Consider the following 17,709-nt stretch of genomic DNA (forward strand, 5'->3'; position numbering starts at 1 on the left):
GGAAAGCTTGCGGAACATGCTCCGCTTTTTGCTTGCAATCAACCAAGTTGATACCCAAAGCAATATCGAAATCCGAAAAAGATGGGGCCGCTATCCGGTTCTTGAGGAATTGTGTCCTGTTTTGGTGGCGAAGCCGCTAAACACGCTTTATAGCGAGGGAATGGACAAGGGGATTCCGGTCAGGCATGGACGTGCGAAATCAGGTTGAGCAATTGCAGGAAGAGGCCGGTGCATCCGGTCCGGCTCTGACGCTTTCCAGCGTTACCCGCCAGTTTGGCCCTGTCCTTGCGCTCAACAGTGTGTCGCTTGACGTGCAGGCCGGTGAAATCATCTGTCTCGTGGGCCATTCCGGCTGCGGCAAGACCTCCATGCTGCGCATTATCGCCGGTATCGACGCGCCCGATGGCGGCTTGCTGAGCATGGGGGGCAAGGTGCTTGCCTCGCCAACCACATTCGTAGAACCCGATAAGCGCAATATCGGCGTGGTCTTTCAGGATTATGCGCTGTTTCCGCATCTGAGCGTTCGCGACAATGTCATGTTCGGTCTGCGCAAGATGCGCCGCGATTTGGCTGAGGGCCGCGTGCGCGAGCTGCTTGAACTTGTGGGCCTGTCGCATATGGCCGACCGCTATCCGCACATGTTGTCGGGCGGCGAGCAGCAGCGCGTGGCGCTGATCCGCGCGCTGGCGCCAAAGCCGCATCTTTTGTTGATGGACGAGCCGTTTTCCAATCTCGACCGGGGCCTGCGGGCAAAGGTGCGCCGCGAGACGGTCGGCCTGTTGCGGGCGCTTGGCACCACGGCAATTATCGTGACGCATGAGGCGGAAGAAGCGCTTTCGACCGGCGACCGCGTTGTGCTGATGCGTTCGGGCGAGATCGTTCAAAGCGGCACCGCGCGTGATCTTCATGATCGTCCTGAAAGCCGCTATGCCGCAGACTTCTTTTGCGATTTCAACGTCATTCCGGGTGTGGTGCAGGGCAATGCGGTGGAAACTGTTTACGGCAATTTCAAAGCGCCGCAAGCGCTGCAATCCGTGAAAGACGTGTCCGTCTATCTGCGTCCTGCCGATCTGCATATCGTCGCGGATGATGAGGCTGATCCCACCGATCTGCGCTGCCTGATCGAGATGCGCACCTTTCTGGGTGAAACGGAAGAGCTGGTGCTCCATGCCGACGCCGCGCCACTTCGTTTGCGCCTGCGCACGCCGGTCCATGTGCCGAATACGGTCAATCACGTGTTTGTTCGTTTCGACCGCGATAAGGCCCTGATCTTCCACAGCTGATTCCGATTGGTTCGCATTTGCGTGGCAGGGCGATTGACCGGGCCAGAAACTGCTCATATAAGTTGATTGCATAACTCATCATTTTATTTGGAACCATTCCAAACGGAGGTAAAATGCCTATTTTCGCGCGTGCCAGCCTTGCTCTCGTTGCAGCGACTTTTCTATCTGGAACTGCTTCCGCCAATGAGGTGAATATCTACACGACGCGCGAACCGGGCCTCATTCAGCCTCTGCTGGATGCGTTCAAGGCATCGACGGGTATCACGGTCAACACCGTGTTTCTGAAGGATGGTCTGGCTGAGCGCGTCGCATCGGAAGGCGCAAGCTCTCCTGCCGATATTCTGATGACGGTTGATGCGGGCAATCTCGTCGATCTCACGGAAAAGGGGCTTACCCAGCCGGTCGAATCCAAGACCCTGAACGAAGCCGTGCCGGAGCAGCTTCGTGACGCCAAGGGCAACTGGTATGCCCTGTCGCTGCGCGCCCGCGTGGTTTATGCGTCGAAGGATCTGGAACTCGACGCCATCAATTATGAAGACCTGTCCGATCCGAAGTGGAAGGGCAAGATCTGCATCCGCTCCGGTCAGCATCCTTACAACACCGCGCTTTTCGCCGATTACATCGCCCATTACGGCGCTGAAAAGACCGAAGCCTGGCTGACCGGCCTGAAGGCCAATCTGGCCCGCAAGGCTGCCGGTGGTGACCGCGATGGCGCCAAGGATATTGTCGGCGGCATTTGCGATATCGCCGTTGCCAATTCCTATTATGTCGGCCTGATGCGTTCGGGTAAGGGCGGCGATGAGCAGAAGGGCTGGGGCGAGGGCATCAAGGTCATCCTCCCGACCTTCAAGGATGGCGGCACGCAGGTCAATATCAGCGGCGCAGCCGTGGCCAAGAATGCCCCGCATAAGGAAGAGGCTGTCAAGCTTCTCGAATATCTGGTTTCCGACGAAGCGCAGAAGATCTATGCCGAGGCCAATTACGAATATCCGGTGAAGCCGGGCGCTCCGGTCGATGCGATTGTAAAGTCGTTTGGCGAATTGAATATCGACAAGGTTCCGCTGACCCAAATCGTCAGCCATCGCAAGGAAGCCAGCGAACTGGTTGATAAGGTTGGTTTCGACAACTAAAACCAGAATGACAGTATGAACAAAGCGCCGGTGCTTCATGCGCCGGCGTTTCAGTATAACGAGCACAATGACACCTATGCCCGCCACAGCACGACGTTCGCTTTTCCGGCCTGCAAGGGCGGGGCGCTTCTGGCTTTGGGCTTCAGCGGTGATTGCGCTTCTTGTTTTCCTGCCGGTTCTGGCGCTCGCTCGTGAAGCTTTGCAGGGTTCGGCAGGCCTGTGGCAGCATCTGTTCGCGACATTGTTGCCGACAGCCTTTGCCGATACGATCATTCTTCTGCTTGGCGTCGGCTTCATTGCCGCGCTCGTCGGTACGTCGATGGCGTGGCTGGTGACAGCCTATGATTTTCGCGGGCGCGCTATTCTGGAATGGGCGCTGCTGCTGCCGCTGGCGGTGCCGACCTATATCGTCGCCTATGCCTATCTGGACATTCTTCATCCGATAGGGCCGGTGCAGGGCGCAATTCGCTATATTCTGGGCTTTGATAGCCCGCGTCAGTTCCGTTTGCCGGATATTCGCTCGATGACCGGCTGCATTCTGCTGCTGGGCTTTGTGCTCTATCCTTATGTCTATATCCCGACCCGGGCGATGTTTCTCACGCAGTCGGCGAGTCTCATGGATGCCGCGCGAACCCTTGGGGTCAGCCGTCGCGGTATTTTCTGGCGGGTGGCGTTGCCGCTGGCGCGTCCCGCTGTTGCCGTTGGTGTCAGCCTCGCCTTGATGGAAACGCTGAACGATGTGGGCGCGGCTGAATTTCTAGGCGTCCGCACTCTGACCGTATCGATCTACACGACATGGATCACGCGATCCGATCTGCCGGGCGCGGCACAGCTGGCACTGGCTTTGCTGCTGATCGTGGTGGCGCTGGTGTCGCTGGAGCGTTGGGCGCGGCGCAAACAGCGCTTCGCCTCCAACATCCGCCATTCGCGCGGTTTTGAACCATCGAAGGTTTCAGCAGCCAGAGGGCTGTGGCTGTTTGCTCTCGGGTCTTTGCCGGTGGTCATCGGCTTTGTCGGACCGGCGCTCTATCTGCTCATCGAAGCAATCAAGCGCGCGCGCTTCGCAGGCATATCGCCGCGTCTTGCCGGGGAGGCGGTCAACACGCTGCTGCTGGCCTCAATTGCGACAGCGATTGTGCTGGTCTGTGGCATGGCGGTTGCTTATGCGGTGCGCCTGTTTCCAGGCGCTTCCTCCCGCTGGTTCTATCGCCTGTCGACCATGGGCTATGCCGCCCCCGGTACGGTGATTGCCATTGGTATTCTCGTCGTTTCGGGCAGCTTCGATCATGTGTTCAACCAACTGGCCGGGTATCTTCTCGGCGTTCCCGCCGGTCTGATTCTGATCGGTTCGGGTGCCGCTGTGGTTTATGCCTATGGCGTGCGGTTTATGGCCATCGCCGCTGGCGGTATCGATGCCGGGCTGGAGCGCATTTCGCTGTCGCTCGATCATGCATCGCGCACGCTTGGACGAAGCGTGACGGCGACATTCCGCTCCGTGCATCTGCCGCTCTCCAGGACGGCAATCGTTGCAGCCGGATTGCTGGTTTTCGTGGACTGTGTGAAGGAGCTGCCCGCGACTTTGCTTCTCCGCCCGCTCAATATGGAAACTTTCGCGACGCATCTTTACGGCGAAGCCGCCCGCGGTACATATGAAGAAGCGTCGATTGCCGCACTTGCCATTGTGGTGATCGGTATTGTGCCGGTTATCCTGCTTGCGCGGGTGGGCCGTAGGACTGTCGATTCCGCGCGTCAATATTAAAATTGTCTAATATAGTAAGTGTCTTAAGTATAGACCTTATACCCTGGTATCGCTTGGCTTTTATGCTCGAATTTATGATTGCTTAAGTAGTGTAGGCTAAAGAAAATCCTGTTATATAATAAAACTACCAATATGCTTCGGTCAGGGCCGACGCGGCCTTGCGCGAATGAGAGCGGGGGCGTGACGTGTTCAAAGTTATCGAATGCATATCCGTACAGCACGACAGATCTATCGTCATCCTGGCCGCCCTCATTTCCTTCATTGGTGTCTTTGCTTTTTTTCTTCTGCTGGCGAGAGCGGGCGAATGCGCCGATCATCGCCGTGACAGCTGGCTTGCAACCGCTGCTTTTGCAGGGGGCTTGAGCGTCTGGGCAACGCATTTCGTTGCGATGCTCGCCTATCAGGGCACGGTGGCGATCGAGTTTGACCTCATCATCACGACGCTTTCAGCTGTGATTGCCATTGCCGGTTTCTGGGTCATGCTTCGCTTGCTCAATTTCGACAGCGTCAAGGCAAACCTGTTTGCAGGTTTTTGTGGCGCGCTGGTGATCGCCGCAATGCATTTCACCGGCATGGCCGCAATCCGGGCTGCTGCGACAGTCCAGTTTGATGCAGTGCCTATCATTGTCGGCGCGGTTGTCTCCACCCTGTTGCTGGCTGGCGCTTTCGAGGTGATGCGCCTTCCGGGCCGTTGGATGCGCATTTCCATCGCCACAGTTCTCGGTGTCGGCTCGATCTGCGTCCTGCATTTCACCACCATGTCGTCCAGCACTTTGATACCCGATCCAAGCCTGCCTGCGGCTGATCCGCTGGGTACGGGCCGCATGTGGATCGTCGGCGCTGTGGCGACGGTCTCCTGCTTTATAGCCTTCATGACAGTCGCTGCCGTATTCATCGACCGTTACATGACGGATTTGAAGGGCTTTGCCAATGCGACGCTGGACGGGCTTGCCGTCATCCGCGACGACCGGATCGTCGAAGTGAATGCGCGCTTTTCGCGTTTGATGAACAGCACTGAAAAGGCGCTGATCGGGCGTTCGCCAGAGGATTTGCTGCTGACGGCAGATGGTCTGCCCGCCGCCGCGCCGCGCACGGCTGCGGTCGAGGCGACTCCCCGGCAGGAAAATGACGAGCGTATTTTCGAACTCGCCGTCCACACGATTGAATATCAGGGCAAGGCCTGTGAAGTGCTCGCCGTGCGAGACCTGACGGAAAAGCACGCCGCGCAGCGTCAGATCGAGCATATGGCGAACCATGATGCGCTGACCGATCTTCCCAATCGCGCCTTTTTCGAACAGCGCCTGTCCAATGCCGTAGGCGGACGCTCGCAGCAGCGTTGCGCCGTCTTCGCGCTCGATCTCGACCGGTTCAAGGCGGTGAACGATATTTTCGGTCATGCGCAGGGCGACCGGGTGTTGAAAACCGTTGCCAATATTCTGCGGCGCACGATTAGCGGCGTCGATACGGCGGCGCGCATCGGCGGCGACGAGTTCGTGATCCTGCAGGTCGGCGTGCCGCAGCCTTCCGGCGCGCGCAGGCTTGCCGAGCGGATATTGGACGAATTCAAAAAGGAAATGAATATGATCGCCGATCAGACGGCGGTGGGCGTCAGTATCGGTGTTGCGATCTATCCGACCGATGGCCGTGATGCCGAAACGCTCCGCCATGCTGCCGACGTTGCGCTTTACCGCGCCAAGACCAGCGGGAAGGGCATGGTTGCGTTCTATTCGCCGGAAATGGATCGCGAGATTACCGAGCGGCGGCAGCTGGAAGCCGATCTGCGGCAGGCCATGTCGCGCGGTCAGATAACAATCGCCTACCAGCCGCTGATCGGAACCGCCGACGGTTCCTGCAAGGGCTACGAAGCGCTGTTGCGCTGGACGCATCCGGAGCGCGGAACCATTCCGCCGGAAGTGTTCATTCCGATTGCCGAGGAAACAGGTGTCATTATCGCCCTTGGCGAATGGGTGCTGCGGGAAGCATGCCGGACGGCAGCGACATGGGAACGTCACCTGACGGTCGCCGTCAATGTGTCTCCGATCCAGTTTCGCCTGACCAATCTGCCTGAGACGGTCGCCGCTATTCTGGATGAAACCGGACTTGAGGCCTATCGGCTGGAACTGGAAGTTACGGAAGCGGCACTCATCAAGGACAGGCCCACCACGCTGGAACTGCTGCGCCGGATCAAGAAACTGGGCGTGCGCATCGTGATGGACGATTTCGGCACCGGCTATTCCTCGCTGAACAACCTCCAGAGTTTTCCTTTCGACAAGATCAAGATCGACCGCAGCTTCATCAATACGATGGAAACCGATGTCAGTTCCCACGCGATTGTGCGTGCAATTGTCGGGCTTGGGCGCAGTCTCGATCTGCCCGTCGTAGCGGAAGGTATCGAAAATTTTCATCAGCACCGCATGGTGATTGAAGAAGGCTGCGCACAGGTGCAGGGTTTCCTGTTCGGGCGTCCCGCACAGGCGCCAGGCATGGCCGACCCGTCAGAAATTGTTCCCTACAAGAAATTTGTGGACAAATAAAACGTTCCGCCTTGCTTGCTGCGGCGAATAAAGTGGAGCTTCGGGAGCGGCTCCCGGGCTCTCTATACTCTGCCAAATTGTTACAACGCTGTTACATGACAGTCGCGTGATGCGCTTTCAGGGCGCGTCCGCCGGCCTGCGCGTCGGTAGCGCCAAGACAAATAATCCAAGACTATCAAGGGGGTTGCCACTGCACCCGTATCGGAGGGGAGCGGGGATAGTATAATGTTTTCAACACGATATTTCGCGTGATCGCAATAATATGTGAATTTATTACAAGGAGCTTTCCGTGCTTCTAACACGTTGAAGCCACAAATTGACAGCTCAATGGGGCTGAAGCATCGGGCAAGAAACGACATCGTTTTGGAAAGCACGGTGTAAAGGAAAGTAAACAATACCTTCGATCCGGAAGGAAAAGCCATGTGGCGGCTTTTGACCTGACGTATCGCGGCTTAAGTTGGATGATAGATACTATGCTTACTTCGCAGCAATGGCTCCCGGTCGAATTGCTCAACATCGGGCTGGCCGCGGCTCTTTTCTTCGCCTGCCTTGTCCACTCGCTGTGGAAGGCGGTCTTCGATGAACTCAATCCGGTTTTCTGGCGCCGTACGGCTGCCCTTTTGTGGGCTGGCGTCGTGGTCGTCGCGCTGAGCGGCGGGCTGGACAGCTTCGACTGGGTACAGGCAATCGGCTGGATGCTCGTCGCCGGTGGCGTTGCCGCAACGGTGGTTCGCGCCGGTCTTTCCTATTATCGCCAGTATTGCGCGCAGAACCCGCAGGGTGTCTTCGGTCGCCGCACGCGGCTTTCGGGACGGTGAGCCTTATGTTTGCAAGAACCGAAACAATGCCCTTGCGGCAACACCGCCCTTATAGCCTGCGCTCGTTCTTTATCCGCGCTTTTGGCTCTGCACGATCCCGTAAATATTCGTAGAACGGGCGCCGGAGCGGCAATAGGCGAAGAACGGGCCTTCTGCCTCGTCAAGCGCCGCCGCCATGGCATCGACATCATCCTGCGTCAGCTGGCCGCCAACTACCGGAATGTAATAGGTGGCGAGGCCAGCTTTCTCTGCAACACGCGCAATTTCTGCAAAATCCGGCTGTTCCGGGCCGCCTTCGCCATCGGGACGGTTGCAGATGATCGTCTGAAAGCCTTCTGCCGCAATGTCGCGTACGTCATCGGGCGAAATCTGGCCCGAGACTGAGTAATTATCGTCGATCTGGCGAATATCCATTTTATCCTCGCTATCGGCGCTGCCTTTCATACACAATATATTCGGGCGATGGCCGAAATACTTGTGCTGCATGCCTGTTCGCTGGCACCATACATAAAACCCGATATGATGCTACAGCAAACTGTAGCAATGTGTCGGGATGCGCAAACAGCAGGCAAGAGAAATGACAATACCCAAGATCAGTCAGGATGTGGTGCGCCTCGCACATCGCGTTTCGGGCTTCCAGGAAGGGCGCCGCACCGTGCCCGAGGAAGTGCCGGTCGCGATGAGCTATAACGGCTCCACCCAGGCTGTCATGATGGCGACCCCATCCGATCTGGAGGATTTCGCGGTCGGGTTCAGTCTGACCGAAGGTATTATCGACGATGCCAGCCAGATTGAAAGCATCGAGCTTGTCGCTTTCGCGGAAGGCGTGGATGTGCAGATGCGCCTTGCTGAATTGCCGGAACAGCGGCTGGCGGCGCGTCGCCGTTTCATGGCTGGCCCGGTTGGCTGCGGACTATGCGGCATCGATTCCATCGAACAGGCCTTGCGCCCGGTGAAGCCGCTCGCGGTAGACGGCTACCGTTTTTCGGCGAGCACCATTGCCATCGCGATGGCGGCACTCGGGCGTGAACAACAATTGAATGCAATCACCCATTCGGTTCACGCAGCGGGTTTCTACACACCGCAGCAGGGATTGATTGCGGCGCGCGAGGATGTTGGCCGGCATAATGCGCTGGACAAGCTCGTTGGCGCTCTGACGCGTAGCGAGTTCGCAACCGGATGCGGCATAACCGTGATCACGAGCCGGGTATCCGTTGAAATGGTGCAAAAGGCAGTGAAGCTCGGCGCGCCGGTTCTGGCGGCTATTTCAGCGCCCACGGCACTCGCCATTCGCACGGCACAGGAGGCCAATCTCACTCTAGTCGCCATCGTGCGCGGCGAAGAATTCGATATCTACACCCATGGCGAGCGTATTGTGGTCGACTGAGATACGGCCCCGCATGGCGGGGCCGTTCCTGTGAGCGATCAGACCAATGCGGCGATACGGCTGCGTTCGCCGACGATCTGCAAGGCCGCGTGAGCGGCTTCGACACCCTTCACCTTGAAATGGTTGAAGAAGAAGTCGTGATGCTCCTTGCTGTCATGGAAATGATGCGGGGTCAGAACGACGCTCAGCACCGGCACTTCGGTTTCCAGCTGCACCTGCATCATGCCGTTGATGACGGCAGTGGCCACGAAATCATGGCGATAGATGCCGCCATCGATGACGAATGCGGAGCCGACGATGGCTGCATACTGGCCGGTCTTGGCAAGCGTCTTGGCATGAAGCGGAATTTCGTAAGCGCCGGGAACATCGAAGACGTCCACTTCGACATTGGTGCCGGTTTGGGCGGCGAGTTCCGCGATAAAGCTCTTGCGGGCTTCGTCGACAATGTCGGCGTGCCAGCGGGCCTGAATGAATGCAACTTTGAAGGAAGTCTTGTTCGGATAGCTCTGGTTCATAGGTTCCTCAAGAAACTAGAATCAGGGCGCACAAAGGAACGCTTTGCTGGCGTCGGGAGACGCAATTCGTCACGCTCTTTTGCTCTCTTTCATCCGGACTATACCGTCGGCTCCGGCATCTCACCGGATCTGCTGACCCTGACAGAAGAAGCGAATCAGCTTCCTTCTTTCAGGCGCTCGCGGGCTTAGAAATAGCTTTCCATACCGCCGGTGGGGAATCTCACCCCGCCCCGAGAACAAGCCCACGCACTATTGCGAGAGCACCCTTAAATTAAGTGGCGGCTGCGATCTTGTCCAGTCGGTTCACAGGATTTTTATCCCATTAAAGAGTGTGCAGCGTCATTTTTGGTCTACGGAAATTCAAACGTTTAGGCGCTAGCCGCAACAGCGCGCGAAAAAAGCCTAAACGCCTCATTTCTCATGCGAAATTGCCCGCAGAATAGGGCGGCAAATTTTAATCGATTAAATTTCTCACTATTTATCATATCTGCCGTATTGACACCCATCAGGGGTTTCAGCCTATCCTAAGCATTACATCTTGTCGGTTGGATGCGGTTCATCCATGAAAGACAACGTTGTCAATTGGGGTGAGGCGGCGTAAAGATGGTATGGAGGACATCGCAGCACGTCGTGTCGTTTGGCCGGGGTATCCGGCGGGGATCATCTCCCTGTTTCGGGTTGCGGCAGTGAATGAGGAGGAGCCGGTTGTATGGAGCGACCGGTTTGGTTTGCGCCTGAAGGCGCGGACAGGACGAAGGAAATATAAGTTTCGTTTGTTTCTACGGGAGGTAGACATGCATAAACTTCTGAAACTCGCCGCTATGGGCACCGCTGCCTGCGCTTTGCTTGCCGGAATGGCGCCCGTCGCAAATGCACAGGATGCCAAGCAGAATGTTGAGGTTCTGCACTGGTGGACCGCTGGCGGTGAAGCTGCCGCGCTCGATGTTCTCAAGAAGGACCTCGAAAAGAAGGGCATCAGCTGGACTGACATGCCGGTTGCAGGCGGTGGCGGCACCGAAGCCATGACCGTTCTGCGCGCCCGCGTTACCGCTGGCAACGCACCGACCGCCGTGCAGATGCTCGGTTTCGACATTCGCGACTGGGCCGAGCAGGGCGCTCTTGGCAATCTCGATGAAGTTGCCAACAAGGAAGGCTGGGACAAGGTCATTCCGGCTCCGTTGCAGGCATTCGCCAAGTATGAAGATCACTGGATTGCCGCGCCTGTGAACGTTCACACCACCAACTGGATGTGGATCAACAAGGCCGCGCTCGACAAGGCAGGCGGCAAGGAACCGGCAAACTGGGATGAGTTGATTGCGCTTCTCGACAAGTTCAAGGAGCAGGGCATCACGCCAATCGCCCACGGTGGCCAGCCTTGGCAGGATGCGACGATCTTCGACGCTGTCGTGCTTTCGTTCGGCACCGATTTCTACAAGAAGGCTTTCATCGATCTCGACCCGGAAACGCTGGGCAGTGATACGATGAAGCAGGCTTTCGACCGTATGACCAAGCTGCGCAGCTATGTCGATGACAACTTCTCTGGTCGCGACTGGAATCTGGCTTCGGCCATGGTCATCGAAGGCAAGGCCGGTCTGCAGTTCATGGGCGACTGGGCCAAGGGCGAATTCGTGAAGGCCGGCAAGAAGCCGGGCACGGATTTCGTCTGCATGCGCTATCCGGGCACGCAGGGCGCGGTGACTTTCAACTCCGACATGTTCGCGATGTTCAAGGTTTCCGACGACAAGATCCCGGCGCAGATGGAAATGGCATCGGCTGTTGAAAGCCCGACCTTCCAGTCGGCCTTCAACGTGGTCAAGGGCTCGGCGCCAGCACGTACCGACGTGCCGAACACCGACTTCGATGCTTGCGGCCAGAAGGCTATCGCCGACCTGAAGGAAGCCGATGGCAAGGGCACGATGCTGGGTTCCATGGCGCATGGCTATGCCAATCCGGCAGCCGTCAAGAACGCGATCTACGACGTGGTGACCCGCGAGTTCAACGGACAGCTCTCTTCGGAAGATGCTGTCAAGGAACTCGTCTCGGCTGTCGCTGCAGCGAAGTGATGCGCTGAATAGGCGTCCGGGAAGTTTAAACCTCCCGGACGTTTTTTATCCGGCCCGGATTCTCCGACCGGCGCAGCAATATCGTAACTAATCAAGCATTGCATGATGTTGTCTTGCATGGTTCCATCTGAACCGGTGAAGGCATCTCGGACCAACGCATTTTGCAGCCGGGTCGCGATCCGGTCTTGCATAAATGCCGCTGAAACGATCGTCTCCAAAACGCCTTCATGGGCATCAGGAGCGGCGCAAACTGGGTGGCGCAAATATGCAGCGTAACAGCCGATTGCAGGAAATCATCCCCAAGCTGGTCTTGGCTCCGAGTTTCCTGATCGTCCTCGTCTTCGTCTACGGGTTTATCATCTATACCGGCGTGCTTTCGCTGACCAACAGCCGCATGCTGCCATCCTACGGCTTCGTGGGATTGTCCAATTATGAGAAACTCTGGGCGCTGCCGCATTGGTGGCGGGCGATCACCAATCTGGCGATTTTCGCGTCGCTCTATATCATCATCTGCTCGGTGATCGGCCTGTTTCTGGCCATTCTGCTCGACCAGAAGATCCGCGGCGAAGGCTTTTTGCGTCCGATCTATCTCTACCCGATGGCCCTTTCCTTCATCGTGACCGGCACGGCATGGAAGTGGTTTCTCGATCCGGGCATCGGGCTTGAAAACACCATGCATCTGTGGGGTTGGGAAAGTTTTTCCTTCGGCTGGATCAAGAGCAACACCATGGCGATCTACTGTCTGGTGATCGCCGCCGTGTGGCAATCGTCGGGTTTCGTGATGGCGATGTTTCTTGCCGGCCTACGCGGCGTTGATAATGAAATCATCAAAGCGGCCCAGATCGACGGCGCTTCGACCGCCACGATCTATCGCCGCATCATTATTCCGCTGATGCGCCCGGTATTTCTGTCGGCCTTTGTCGTGCTGGCGCATCTGGCGATCAAGGCCTACGATCTGGTGATCGCGCTGACCGGCGGCGGGCCGGGGCAGGCGACCGAACTTCCGGCGACATTCATGTATTCCTATACGTTCACCCGTAACCAGATGGGCATTGGTGCTTCGTCGGCGATTATCATGCTGGCGATGATCTTCTCTATCATCATTCCCTATCTCTATTCGGAAATTCGCGGAGGGTCGCGGTCATGAGCGCCCAGTCGCAAGATAACGCCATCAACAGCGGAAAGCTGACGCGAGCGCTGATCTACACCGCGCTGCTGCTCTTCGCCTTTTATTATCTGTTGCCGCTCTATGTGATGCTGGTCAACTCGTTCAAGCCGCTGGAAGAAATCCGTCAGGGCGGCATGTTGAACTTGCCTCAGCAATGGACCATCGAGCCCTGGCTTTCGGCCTGGTCCACGGCGCAGATCGGTGTGCAGCCTACCGGACTGAAGCCGTTCTTCATCAATTCCATTTTGATGGTCGTGCCTGCCGTGGCAATCTCCACGATCATCGGCGCGTTGAATGGTTACGTGCTGACTAAATGGCGCTTTCGCGGCTCGAACATCTTCTTCGGACTGCTGCTTTTGTCATGCTTCATTCCGTTCCAGATCGTGCTCATCCCCATGGCGCGTGTGCTCGGGCTTTTCGGCATTGCCGGAACGATATGGGGCCTCATCATGGTGCACGTCATCTATGGTCTCGGCTTCACGACCCTCTATTTCCGCAACTATTACGAAGCGTTCCCGACCGAGCTGGTGCGTGCCGCGCAGATTGATGGCGCAAGCTTTTTCCAGATTTTCTGGCGCATTTTGCTGCCGTCGTCGGGGCCGATCATCGTGGTGTCGGTGATCTGGCAGTTCACCAATATCTGGAACGACTTCCTGTTCGGCGCGTCCTTCTCCGGCGCGCACTCCACGCCGATGACGGTTGCGCTCAACAACCTCGTTTCGTCTTCCACAGGCGTCAAGGAATATAACGTCCATTTCGCGGGCGCCATTCTGGCGGCTCTGCCGACGCTGATCGTCTATATCGTATCTGGCCGCTACTTCGTGCGCGGTCTGATGTCCGGTGCCGTCAAGGGATAAGTTCAATATGTCATTTCTGAAAATTACCGATCTCTACAAATCCTATGGCACCGTCTCGATCCTGAAAAACATCAATATCGAGATTGAAGAAGGCGGCTTTCTGGTTCTCGTTGGCCCGTCGGGTTGCGGCAAGTCCACGCTGCTCAACACGATTGCCGGTCTTGAGCCGATCACCTCCGGCGACATCGCCATCAACGGCAAATCGGTTGCCGGCCTGCATCCATCCCAACGCGATATCGCGATGGTCTTCCAGTCCTATGCGCTTTATCCGAACATGACGGTTGCCGGAAACATCGCTTTCGGCATGGAAATCCGCAAAGTTCCGAAGCCCGAGCGCGACAAGGCCATTCAGGAAGTGGCCGACATGTTGCAGATCGGGCATCTGCTCGACCGCAAGCCGAGCCAGCTTTCCGGTGGTCAGCGCCAGCGCGTCGCCATGGGCCGCGCATTGGTGCGCAATCCGCAGGTCTTCCTGTTCGATGAACCGCTGTCGAACCTCGATGCGAAGCTGCGTGTGGATATGCGCACCGAAATCAAGCGGCTGCACAACCGCATGAAAACCACTATTGTCTATGTCACGCATGACCAGATCGAAGCCATGACGCTGGCAACCAAAATCGCGGTGCTGAAAGACGGCGTCTTGCAGCAGTTCGGCACGCCTGCGGAGATTTATAACAATCCGTCCAACATGTTCGTGGCGGATTTCATGGGTTCACCGGCGATGAACCTGCTGACCGTTGCAGTGGAGAAGAACGGCACGGATTATGCAATCTCGCTCGACCGCGGGGACGGTCAAGCCCTGACGCTGCCGCTGAAGAATGCGCCGCAGAAGCTTGGTGACTATGTGGGGAAACAGGTTGTCTTCGGCATTCGTCCGGAAGCCCTGACTGATCCCGACGGCGCGGATCGCAATGCGGGCGCTGTCGTGGAAGGCGATTGCCTGATCGACGTGGTCGAACCGGCAGGGTCGGACACGTTCGCGGTAACCCGTCTTGGCGGCAAGCATGTGGTCGCCCGGCTGCGCGCCGATGCGCGCATCGCTGCCGGGCAGGCATCGCGGCTCGCCTTCAATCTCGACAAGTCGGTGTTCTTCGATCCGACGAGCCAGGCACGGATTCTGTAGAACAACATTCGCCAGATACGGGAAATCGGTATCTAAAGCGTGTCGCATTTATTCGGCCTCATACCCAGCAGCCTTAAAGAAGTTCTGGCATTCATTGATGGAGAAGAGACTGATGATATCGCCAAGTGCTTTTGAGATGGCGTCGAAGCTGCGTGCTGCTCGCTTTCTCAGAAGTGCTTTGAGTTTTGAGAAAGCCATTTCGATTGGGTTCAGGTCCGGCGAATAGGGCGGCAGGAAGAGAAACCAAGCGCCCTTTGCCTTGACGAGTTGCTCAGCCTTCTGGCTTTTGTGGAAGCCGACATTGTCGAGGATGACTATATCACCGGCTGACAGTGTCGGCACAAGCTGTGTCTCGATCCAGGTTTCGAAGATGCGGCTGTTCATCGGTGCATCGACGATCCATGGCGCGGTCAGGCCATGGCAGCGCAGTCCGGCAATGAAGGTCTGTGTCTTCCATTTTCCGAAGGGCGCATAGGCGGCAAAGCGCCTGCCTTTGGTAGACCATCCGGTGCGTTTTGTCAGGCGCGTATTTGTGGAAGTCTCATCGATAAAGATGAGACGCGACAAGGCCTTGTTGAAGAACCGCTTTCGGCGATTGATCCAAAGATCACGCGTCTTGGCGATCTCTGGTCTACGCTGCTCGCTTGCCTTGAGGCTTTTTTTTATTACTCAGCCCAAGTCGGTGTAGAAATCGCCCGGCCGTGGCGCGGTGGACTTCAATACCGCGCTCCGCGAGCGCAACGCACAGTTCGTCCAAAGTCGTTTCGCCACGGGCGGACATCTGCTCGCGGACCCAATCACCATGAGCCAAAAGCTTCACACTACCAGGCGGGTGGCCCTGCCTGGCGGCGGCCAGACAGCCGGATGACCGATGCAGGATCATCATGTTGTTGACGAACCGAGGCGAAACACGGAAATGCCGAGCGGCTTCCCGGTGACTATTGCCCTCATTCACAAACGCAACGACACGCTCACGCAACTCAATCGGATGCGGCTTGCCCATGGTGCATCTCCTTCCATGAGACAAGTGAATCACAGATCAAGCCAAACGGGAATCCCGAAGCCGGTTAACAGCGACATGCTTTAAACCGCTTCCCCATTCTGGCTCGCCGTTCAAAGCCAAAACGAAAAGAGCGCTTCCGACCAATCGGAAGCGCTCTTTTTCATAATTTGCCTGGAGGGCAAAATCAAATTCGATCTATGAACATCGCAAGCACTGGACCAGCCTCATCGGGCGGTCAACTCAGCGCAGAAAATCCAGTCCCAGAAGACCGACCGCAAGCGCCGTGTTCAGCGAAATGATCATCATGCCATAAACAAGTGCAGTTCTCGTAATATCGTTCATTTCCTACCTCCTTGAGCCGGGACCACCCCTTCCAGACTCGAAGCCTCGTGAAACTGTTACCGAATGTAACAGTCCGTTACGGAGAGCGCAACCCCGCTTTACACAATTGTGAACGATTGAAATTTGCCGTGAGAAAAATGGCTGCCTACAGCCCGCGCTCGCGGTCCAGCCGCGAAAATTGCCGCCAAGTCACCACAATGTGAGAAAAAATTGGCTAGCAATCTATCTATAAGCTCGACATAGCTTCGGCAGGCTTTATGTAAAAAGCACGGCTTATTCGGATATTCATCGTGAACCGCATCATTCCACTTGTGCTGGCTATTGCTCTTTTCATGGAGCAGATGGATTCGAATGTCATTTCGACATCTTTGCCAGCAATTGCTGCAGATATCGGCACTAGCCCGATTGCGCTCAAGCTGGCGCTGACGGCCTATCTGGTTGCGCTCGCGGTGTTCATTCCAGTCAGCGGCTGGATGGCTGATCGGTTTGGCGCCAAAAATGTCTTTCGCGCGGCCATTGCCGTCTTCGTCGTCGGTTCGATTGCCTGTGCAGCGGCAAACTCGCTGACCGCCTTCGTGGTTGCGCGCTTCTTGCAGGGCATGGGCGGCGCGATGATGACGCCGGTGGGGCGCCTTGTGCTTATCCGCTCCACACCGCGCAGCGAACTTGTCTCCGCCATGGCGTGGCTGACGATCCCGGCCATGGTCGGCCCGTTGGTCGGCCCGCCAGTCGGCGGCTTCATCACGACCTTTCTCACGTGGCACTGGATATTCCTGATCAATGTGCCCATCGGCGCTGTCGGTATCTGGTTCGCCACCCGCTTCCTGCCCGATAATGACGAGCGCATCGTCAAGCGTCTCGACTGGCCGGGTTTCGTTCTTTCCGGCATCGCCATGTCTGGTGTGGTCTTCGGCCTCTCAGTGGTCAGCCTTCCGGCGTTGCCGCCCGCCGTTGGCTTGGTCACTCTGGCTGTCGGTCTGATCTGCTCGGTGCTTTACATCGGCCATGCCCGGCGCAGCGCCGATCCGCTGCTCGATCTGCGGCTGTTCGACAATCAGGTTTTCCGTTCGGCAGTGTTCGGCGGCAGTATTTTCCGCTTTGGCATTGGCGCAATTCCGTTTCTGCTGCCGCTGATGTTCCAGCTCGGCTTCGGGTTCTCGCCGTTCCAGTCGGGCATGATAACCTTCGTGTCAGCCATCGGCGCTATCAGCATGAAGTTCGGTGCAAAACGGATTTTCGCTCGGATCGGTTTCCGGCGCGCCTTGATGGCGGGTTCGATCATTTCGGCGGGTTTCATCGCGGTAAACAGCCTGTTCACGCCTGCAACGCCGATCTGGATCATTCTCGGCTTCCTGCTGGTCGGCGGCTTTGCGCGCTCCCTGTTCTTTACCGGCGTCAATGCGCTGGCCTATGCGGAAATTCCGGATGAGAAGACCAGTCAGGCCACGCCGATGACCGCCGTTGCACAGCAGGTTTCGCTGGCGATTGGCGTTGCGCTTGCCGGCGGCGTTCTGGAAATCAGCAGTGGCTTGCGCGGTGCGCCGCTTGCTTTGGTCGATTTCCACGTCGGCTTTATCGTGGTGGCTTTGGTCTCCGCAGTGGCATTCTTCTGGTTCGCGCGGCTTTCGCCCGATGCCGGTCACGAATTGGCCGGGCCGACTGTCGTTAAACCGAAGAGCACGGAGCGTGCTGTAGTCGAAGCGGCAAACTCGTCGGCGGGCAAATAA

16 protein-coding genes and 1 riboswitch are annotated in these 17,709 nt (G+C 57.2%); of the genes, 12 read left to right on the forward strand and 4 right to left on the reverse strand.

Annotation, left to right across the window (positions count from 1 at the left end; translation table 11 throughout):
* Positions 1 to 16: 16 nt before the first annotated feature.
* From WIX40_RS07620 to WIX40_RS07645, 6 genes are all read left to right on the forward strand, one after another.
* The gene (locus WIX40_RS07620) at positions 17 to 208 is read left to right on the forward strand and encodes a hypothetical protein (protein ID WP_339439659.1); all 192 of its coding nucleotides are present in this window, start codon (positions 17 to 19) and stop codon (positions 206 to 208) included.
* Positions 186 to 1,283 (forward strand): ABC transporter ATP-binding protein, encoded by a 1,098-nt coding sequence (locus WIX40_RS07625; RefSeq protein ID WP_339439661.1) that lies wholly within the window; start codon positions 186 to 188, stop codon positions 1,281 to 1,283. Before WIX40_RS07620 ends, WIX40_RS07625 begins: the two co-directional genes overlap by 23 nt.
* Positions 1,284 to 1,396: 113 nt before the next feature.
* Positions 1,397 to 2,413 carry a Fe(3+) ABC transporter substrate-binding protein gene (locus WIX40_RS07630; protein ID WP_339439663.1) on the forward strand — a complete coding sequence of 339 codons (1,017 nt, stop codon included), beginning with the start codon at positions 1,397 to 1,399 and terminating at the stop codon, positions 2,411 to 2,413.
* Between the two features lie 67 nt (positions 2,414 to 2,480).
* Complete coding sequence (locus WIX40_RS07635; RefSeq protein WP_339439665.1) at positions 2,481 to 4,172, forward strand: ABC transporter permease; 1,692 nt, start codon at positions 2,481 to 2,483, stop codon at positions 4,170 to 4,172.
* A 185-nt stretch (positions 4,173 to 4,357) separates the two neighbouring features.
* On the forward strand, positions 4,358 to 6,706 hold the full coding sequence (locus tag WIX40_RS07640; RefSeq protein ID WP_339439667.1) for a bifunctional diguanylate cyclase/phosphodiesterase: 2,349 nt from the start codon (positions 4,358 to 4,360) through the stop codon (positions 6,704 to 6,706).
* A gap of 473 nt (positions 6,707 to 7,179) precedes the next feature.
* Positions 7,180 to 7,524: a hypothetical protein gene (locus WIX40_RS07645; RefSeq protein ID WP_121538239.1), complete on the forward strand. Its 345-nt coding sequence runs from the start codon at positions 7,180 to 7,182 to the stop codon at positions 7,522 to 7,524.
* A 69-nt stretch (positions 7,525 to 7,593) separates the two neighbouring features.
* On the opposite strand, the gene WIX40_RS07650 is transcribed toward WIX40_RS07645, so the two are convergent.
* On the reverse strand, positions 7,594 to 7,938 hold the full coding sequence (locus WIX40_RS07650) for a protein tyrosine phosphatase family protein (protein ID WP_078337067.1): 345 nt from the start codon (positions 7,936 to 7,938) through the stop codon (positions 7,594 to 7,596).
* 163 nt (positions 7,939 to 8,101) lie between these two features.
* Between WIX40_RS07650 and fdhD the strand changes: the two genes are divergently transcribed.
* Complete coding sequence (gene fdhD, locus WIX40_RS07655; protein WP_339439670.1) at positions 8,102 to 8,911, forward strand: formate dehydrogenase accessory sulfurtransferase FdhD; 810 nt, start codon at positions 8,102 to 8,104, stop codon at positions 8,909 to 8,911.
* Between the two features lie 38 nt (positions 8,912 to 8,949).
* Here the strand turns inward: fdhD and WIX40_RS07660 are convergent, their stop codons facing one another.
* Complete coding sequence (locus WIX40_RS07660) at positions 8,950 to 9,426, reverse strand: 6,7-dimethyl-8-ribityllumazine synthase (RefSeq protein ID WP_140023889.1); 477 nt, start codon at positions 9,424 to 9,426, stop codon at positions 8,950 to 8,952.
* A 77-nt stretch (positions 9,427 to 9,503) separates the two neighbouring features.
* Positions 9,504 to 9,668: riboswitch (FMN riboswitch) on the reverse strand.
* A gap of 552 nt (positions 9,669 to 10,220) precedes the next feature.
* On the opposite strand from WIX40_RS07660, the gene WIX40_RS07665 reads away from it, so the two are divergent.
* The 4 genes from WIX40_RS07665 (at position 10,221) to WIX40_RS07680 (ending at position 14,637) form a co-directional block, all read left to right on the forward strand.
* Positions 10,221 to 11,489 (forward strand): ABC transporter substrate-binding protein, encoded by a 1,269-nt coding sequence (locus tag WIX40_RS07665; RefSeq protein ID WP_109367219.1) that lies wholly within the window; start codon positions 10,221 to 10,223, stop codon positions 11,487 to 11,489.
* Positions 11,490 to 11,754: 265 nt separating this feature from the next.
* Entirely contained in the window at positions 11,755 to 12,636 is an 882-nt protein-coding gene (locus WIX40_RS07670; RefSeq protein ID WP_109367972.1) for a carbohydrate ABC transporter permease, read from the forward strand.
* The gene (locus WIX40_RS07675) at positions 12,633 to 13,514 is read left to right on the forward strand and encodes a carbohydrate ABC transporter permease (RefSeq protein WP_109367220.1); all 882 of its coding nucleotides are present in this window, start codon (positions 12,633 to 12,635) and stop codon (positions 13,512 to 13,514) included. The genes WIX40_RS07670 and WIX40_RS07675 overlap by 4 nt, the downstream gene beginning before the upstream one ends.
* 7 nt (positions 13,515 to 13,521) lie before the next feature.
* Positions 13,522 to 14,637 carry an ABC transporter ATP-binding protein gene (locus WIX40_RS07680; RefSeq protein WP_339439674.1) on the forward strand — a complete coding sequence of 372 codons (1,116 nt, stop codon included), beginning with the start codon at positions 13,522 to 13,524 and terminating at the stop codon, positions 14,635 to 14,637.
* A 48-nt stretch (positions 14,638 to 14,685) separates the two neighbouring features.
* Here WIX40_RS07680 and WIX40_RS07685 read toward each other — a convergent pair whose 3' ends face one another.
* Both WIX40_RS07685 and WIX40_RS07690 read right to left on the reverse strand, forming a co-directional pair.
* Positions 14,686 to 15,204 (reverse strand): IS630 family transposase, encoded by a 519-nt coding sequence (locus WIX40_RS07685; RefSeq protein ID WP_011982875.1) that lies wholly within the window; start codon positions 15,202 to 15,204, stop codon positions 14,686 to 14,688.
* Positions 15,205 to 15,268: 64 nt separating this feature from the next.
* Positions 15,269 to 15,640, reverse strand: a complete 372-nt coding sequence (locus WIX40_RS07690) for a transposase (protein ID WP_339439678.1) — start codon at positions 15,638 to 15,640, stop codon at positions 15,269 to 15,271.
* Between the two features lie 632 nt (positions 15,641 to 16,272).
* On the opposite strand from WIX40_RS07690, the gene WIX40_RS07695 reads away from it, so the two are divergent.
* Positions 16,273 to 17,709 (forward strand): DHA2 family efflux MFS transporter permease subunit, encoded by a 1,437-nt coding sequence (locus WIX40_RS07695; protein WP_339439680.1) that lies wholly within the window; start codon positions 16,273 to 16,275, stop codon positions 17,707 to 17,709.

The sequence above is a fragment of the Ochrobactrum teleogrylli genome, assembly GCF_037482325.1.
Taxonomy (GTDB): domain Bacteria; phylum Pseudomonadota; class Alphaproteobacteria; order Rhizobiales; family Rhizobiaceae; genus Brucella; species Brucella teleogrylli.

Excerpts from the sequence above, each read along its gene's own strand:
- WIX40_RS07670 (WP_109367972.1), top strand. The coding sequence starts at position 11,755 with ATGCAGCGTAACAGCCGATTGCAGGAAATCATCCCCAAGCTGGTCTTG.
- WIX40_RS07635 (WP_339439665.1), top strand. The coding sequence starts at position 2,481 with ATGACACCTATGCCCGCCACAGCACGACGTTCGCTTTTCCGGCCTGCA.
- WIX40_RS07620 (WP_339439659.1), top strand. The coding sequence starts at position 17 with ATGCTCCGCTTTTTGCTTGCAATCAACCAAGTTGATACCCAAAGCAAT.
- WIX40_RS07665 (WP_109367219.1), top strand. The coding sequence starts at position 10,221 with ATGCATAAACTTCTGAAACTCGCCGCTATGGGCACCGCTGCCTGCGCT.
- WIX40_RS07660 (WP_140023889.1), bottom strand. The coding sequence starts at position 9,426 with ATGAACCAGAGCTATCCGAACAAGACTTCCTTCAAAGTTGCATTCATT.
- WIX40_RS07675 (WP_109367220.1), top strand. The coding sequence starts at position 12,633 with ATGAGCGCCCAGTCGCAAGATAACGCCATCAACAGCGGAAAGCTGACG.
- fdhD (WP_339439670.1), top strand. The coding sequence starts at position 8,102 with ATGACAATACCCAAGATCAGTCAGGATGTGGTGCGCCTCGCACATCGC.
- WIX40_RS07630 (WP_339439663.1), top strand. The coding sequence starts at position 1,397 with ATGCCTATTTTCGCGCGTGCCAGCCTTGCTCTCGTTGCAGCGACTTTT.
- WIX40_RS07680 (WP_339439674.1), top strand. The coding sequence starts at position 13,522 with ATGTCATTTCTGAAAATTACCGATCTCTACAAATCCTATGGCACCGTC.
- WIX40_RS07650 (WP_078337067.1), bottom strand. The coding sequence starts at position 7,938 with ATGGATATTCGCCAGATCGACGATAATTACTCAGTCTCGGGCCAGATT.
- WIX40_RS07625 (WP_339439661.1), top strand. The coding sequence starts at position 186 with ATGGACGTGCGAAATCAGGTTGAGCAATTGCAGGAAGAGGCCGGTGCA.
- WIX40_RS07645 (WP_121538239.1), top strand. The coding sequence starts at position 7,180 with ATGCTTACTTCGCAGCAATGGCTCCCGGTCGAATTGCTCAACATCGGG.
- WIX40_RS07690 (WP_339439678.1), bottom strand. The coding sequence starts at position 15,640 with ATGGGCAAGCCGCATCCGATTGAGTTGCGTGAGCGTGTCGTTGCGTTT.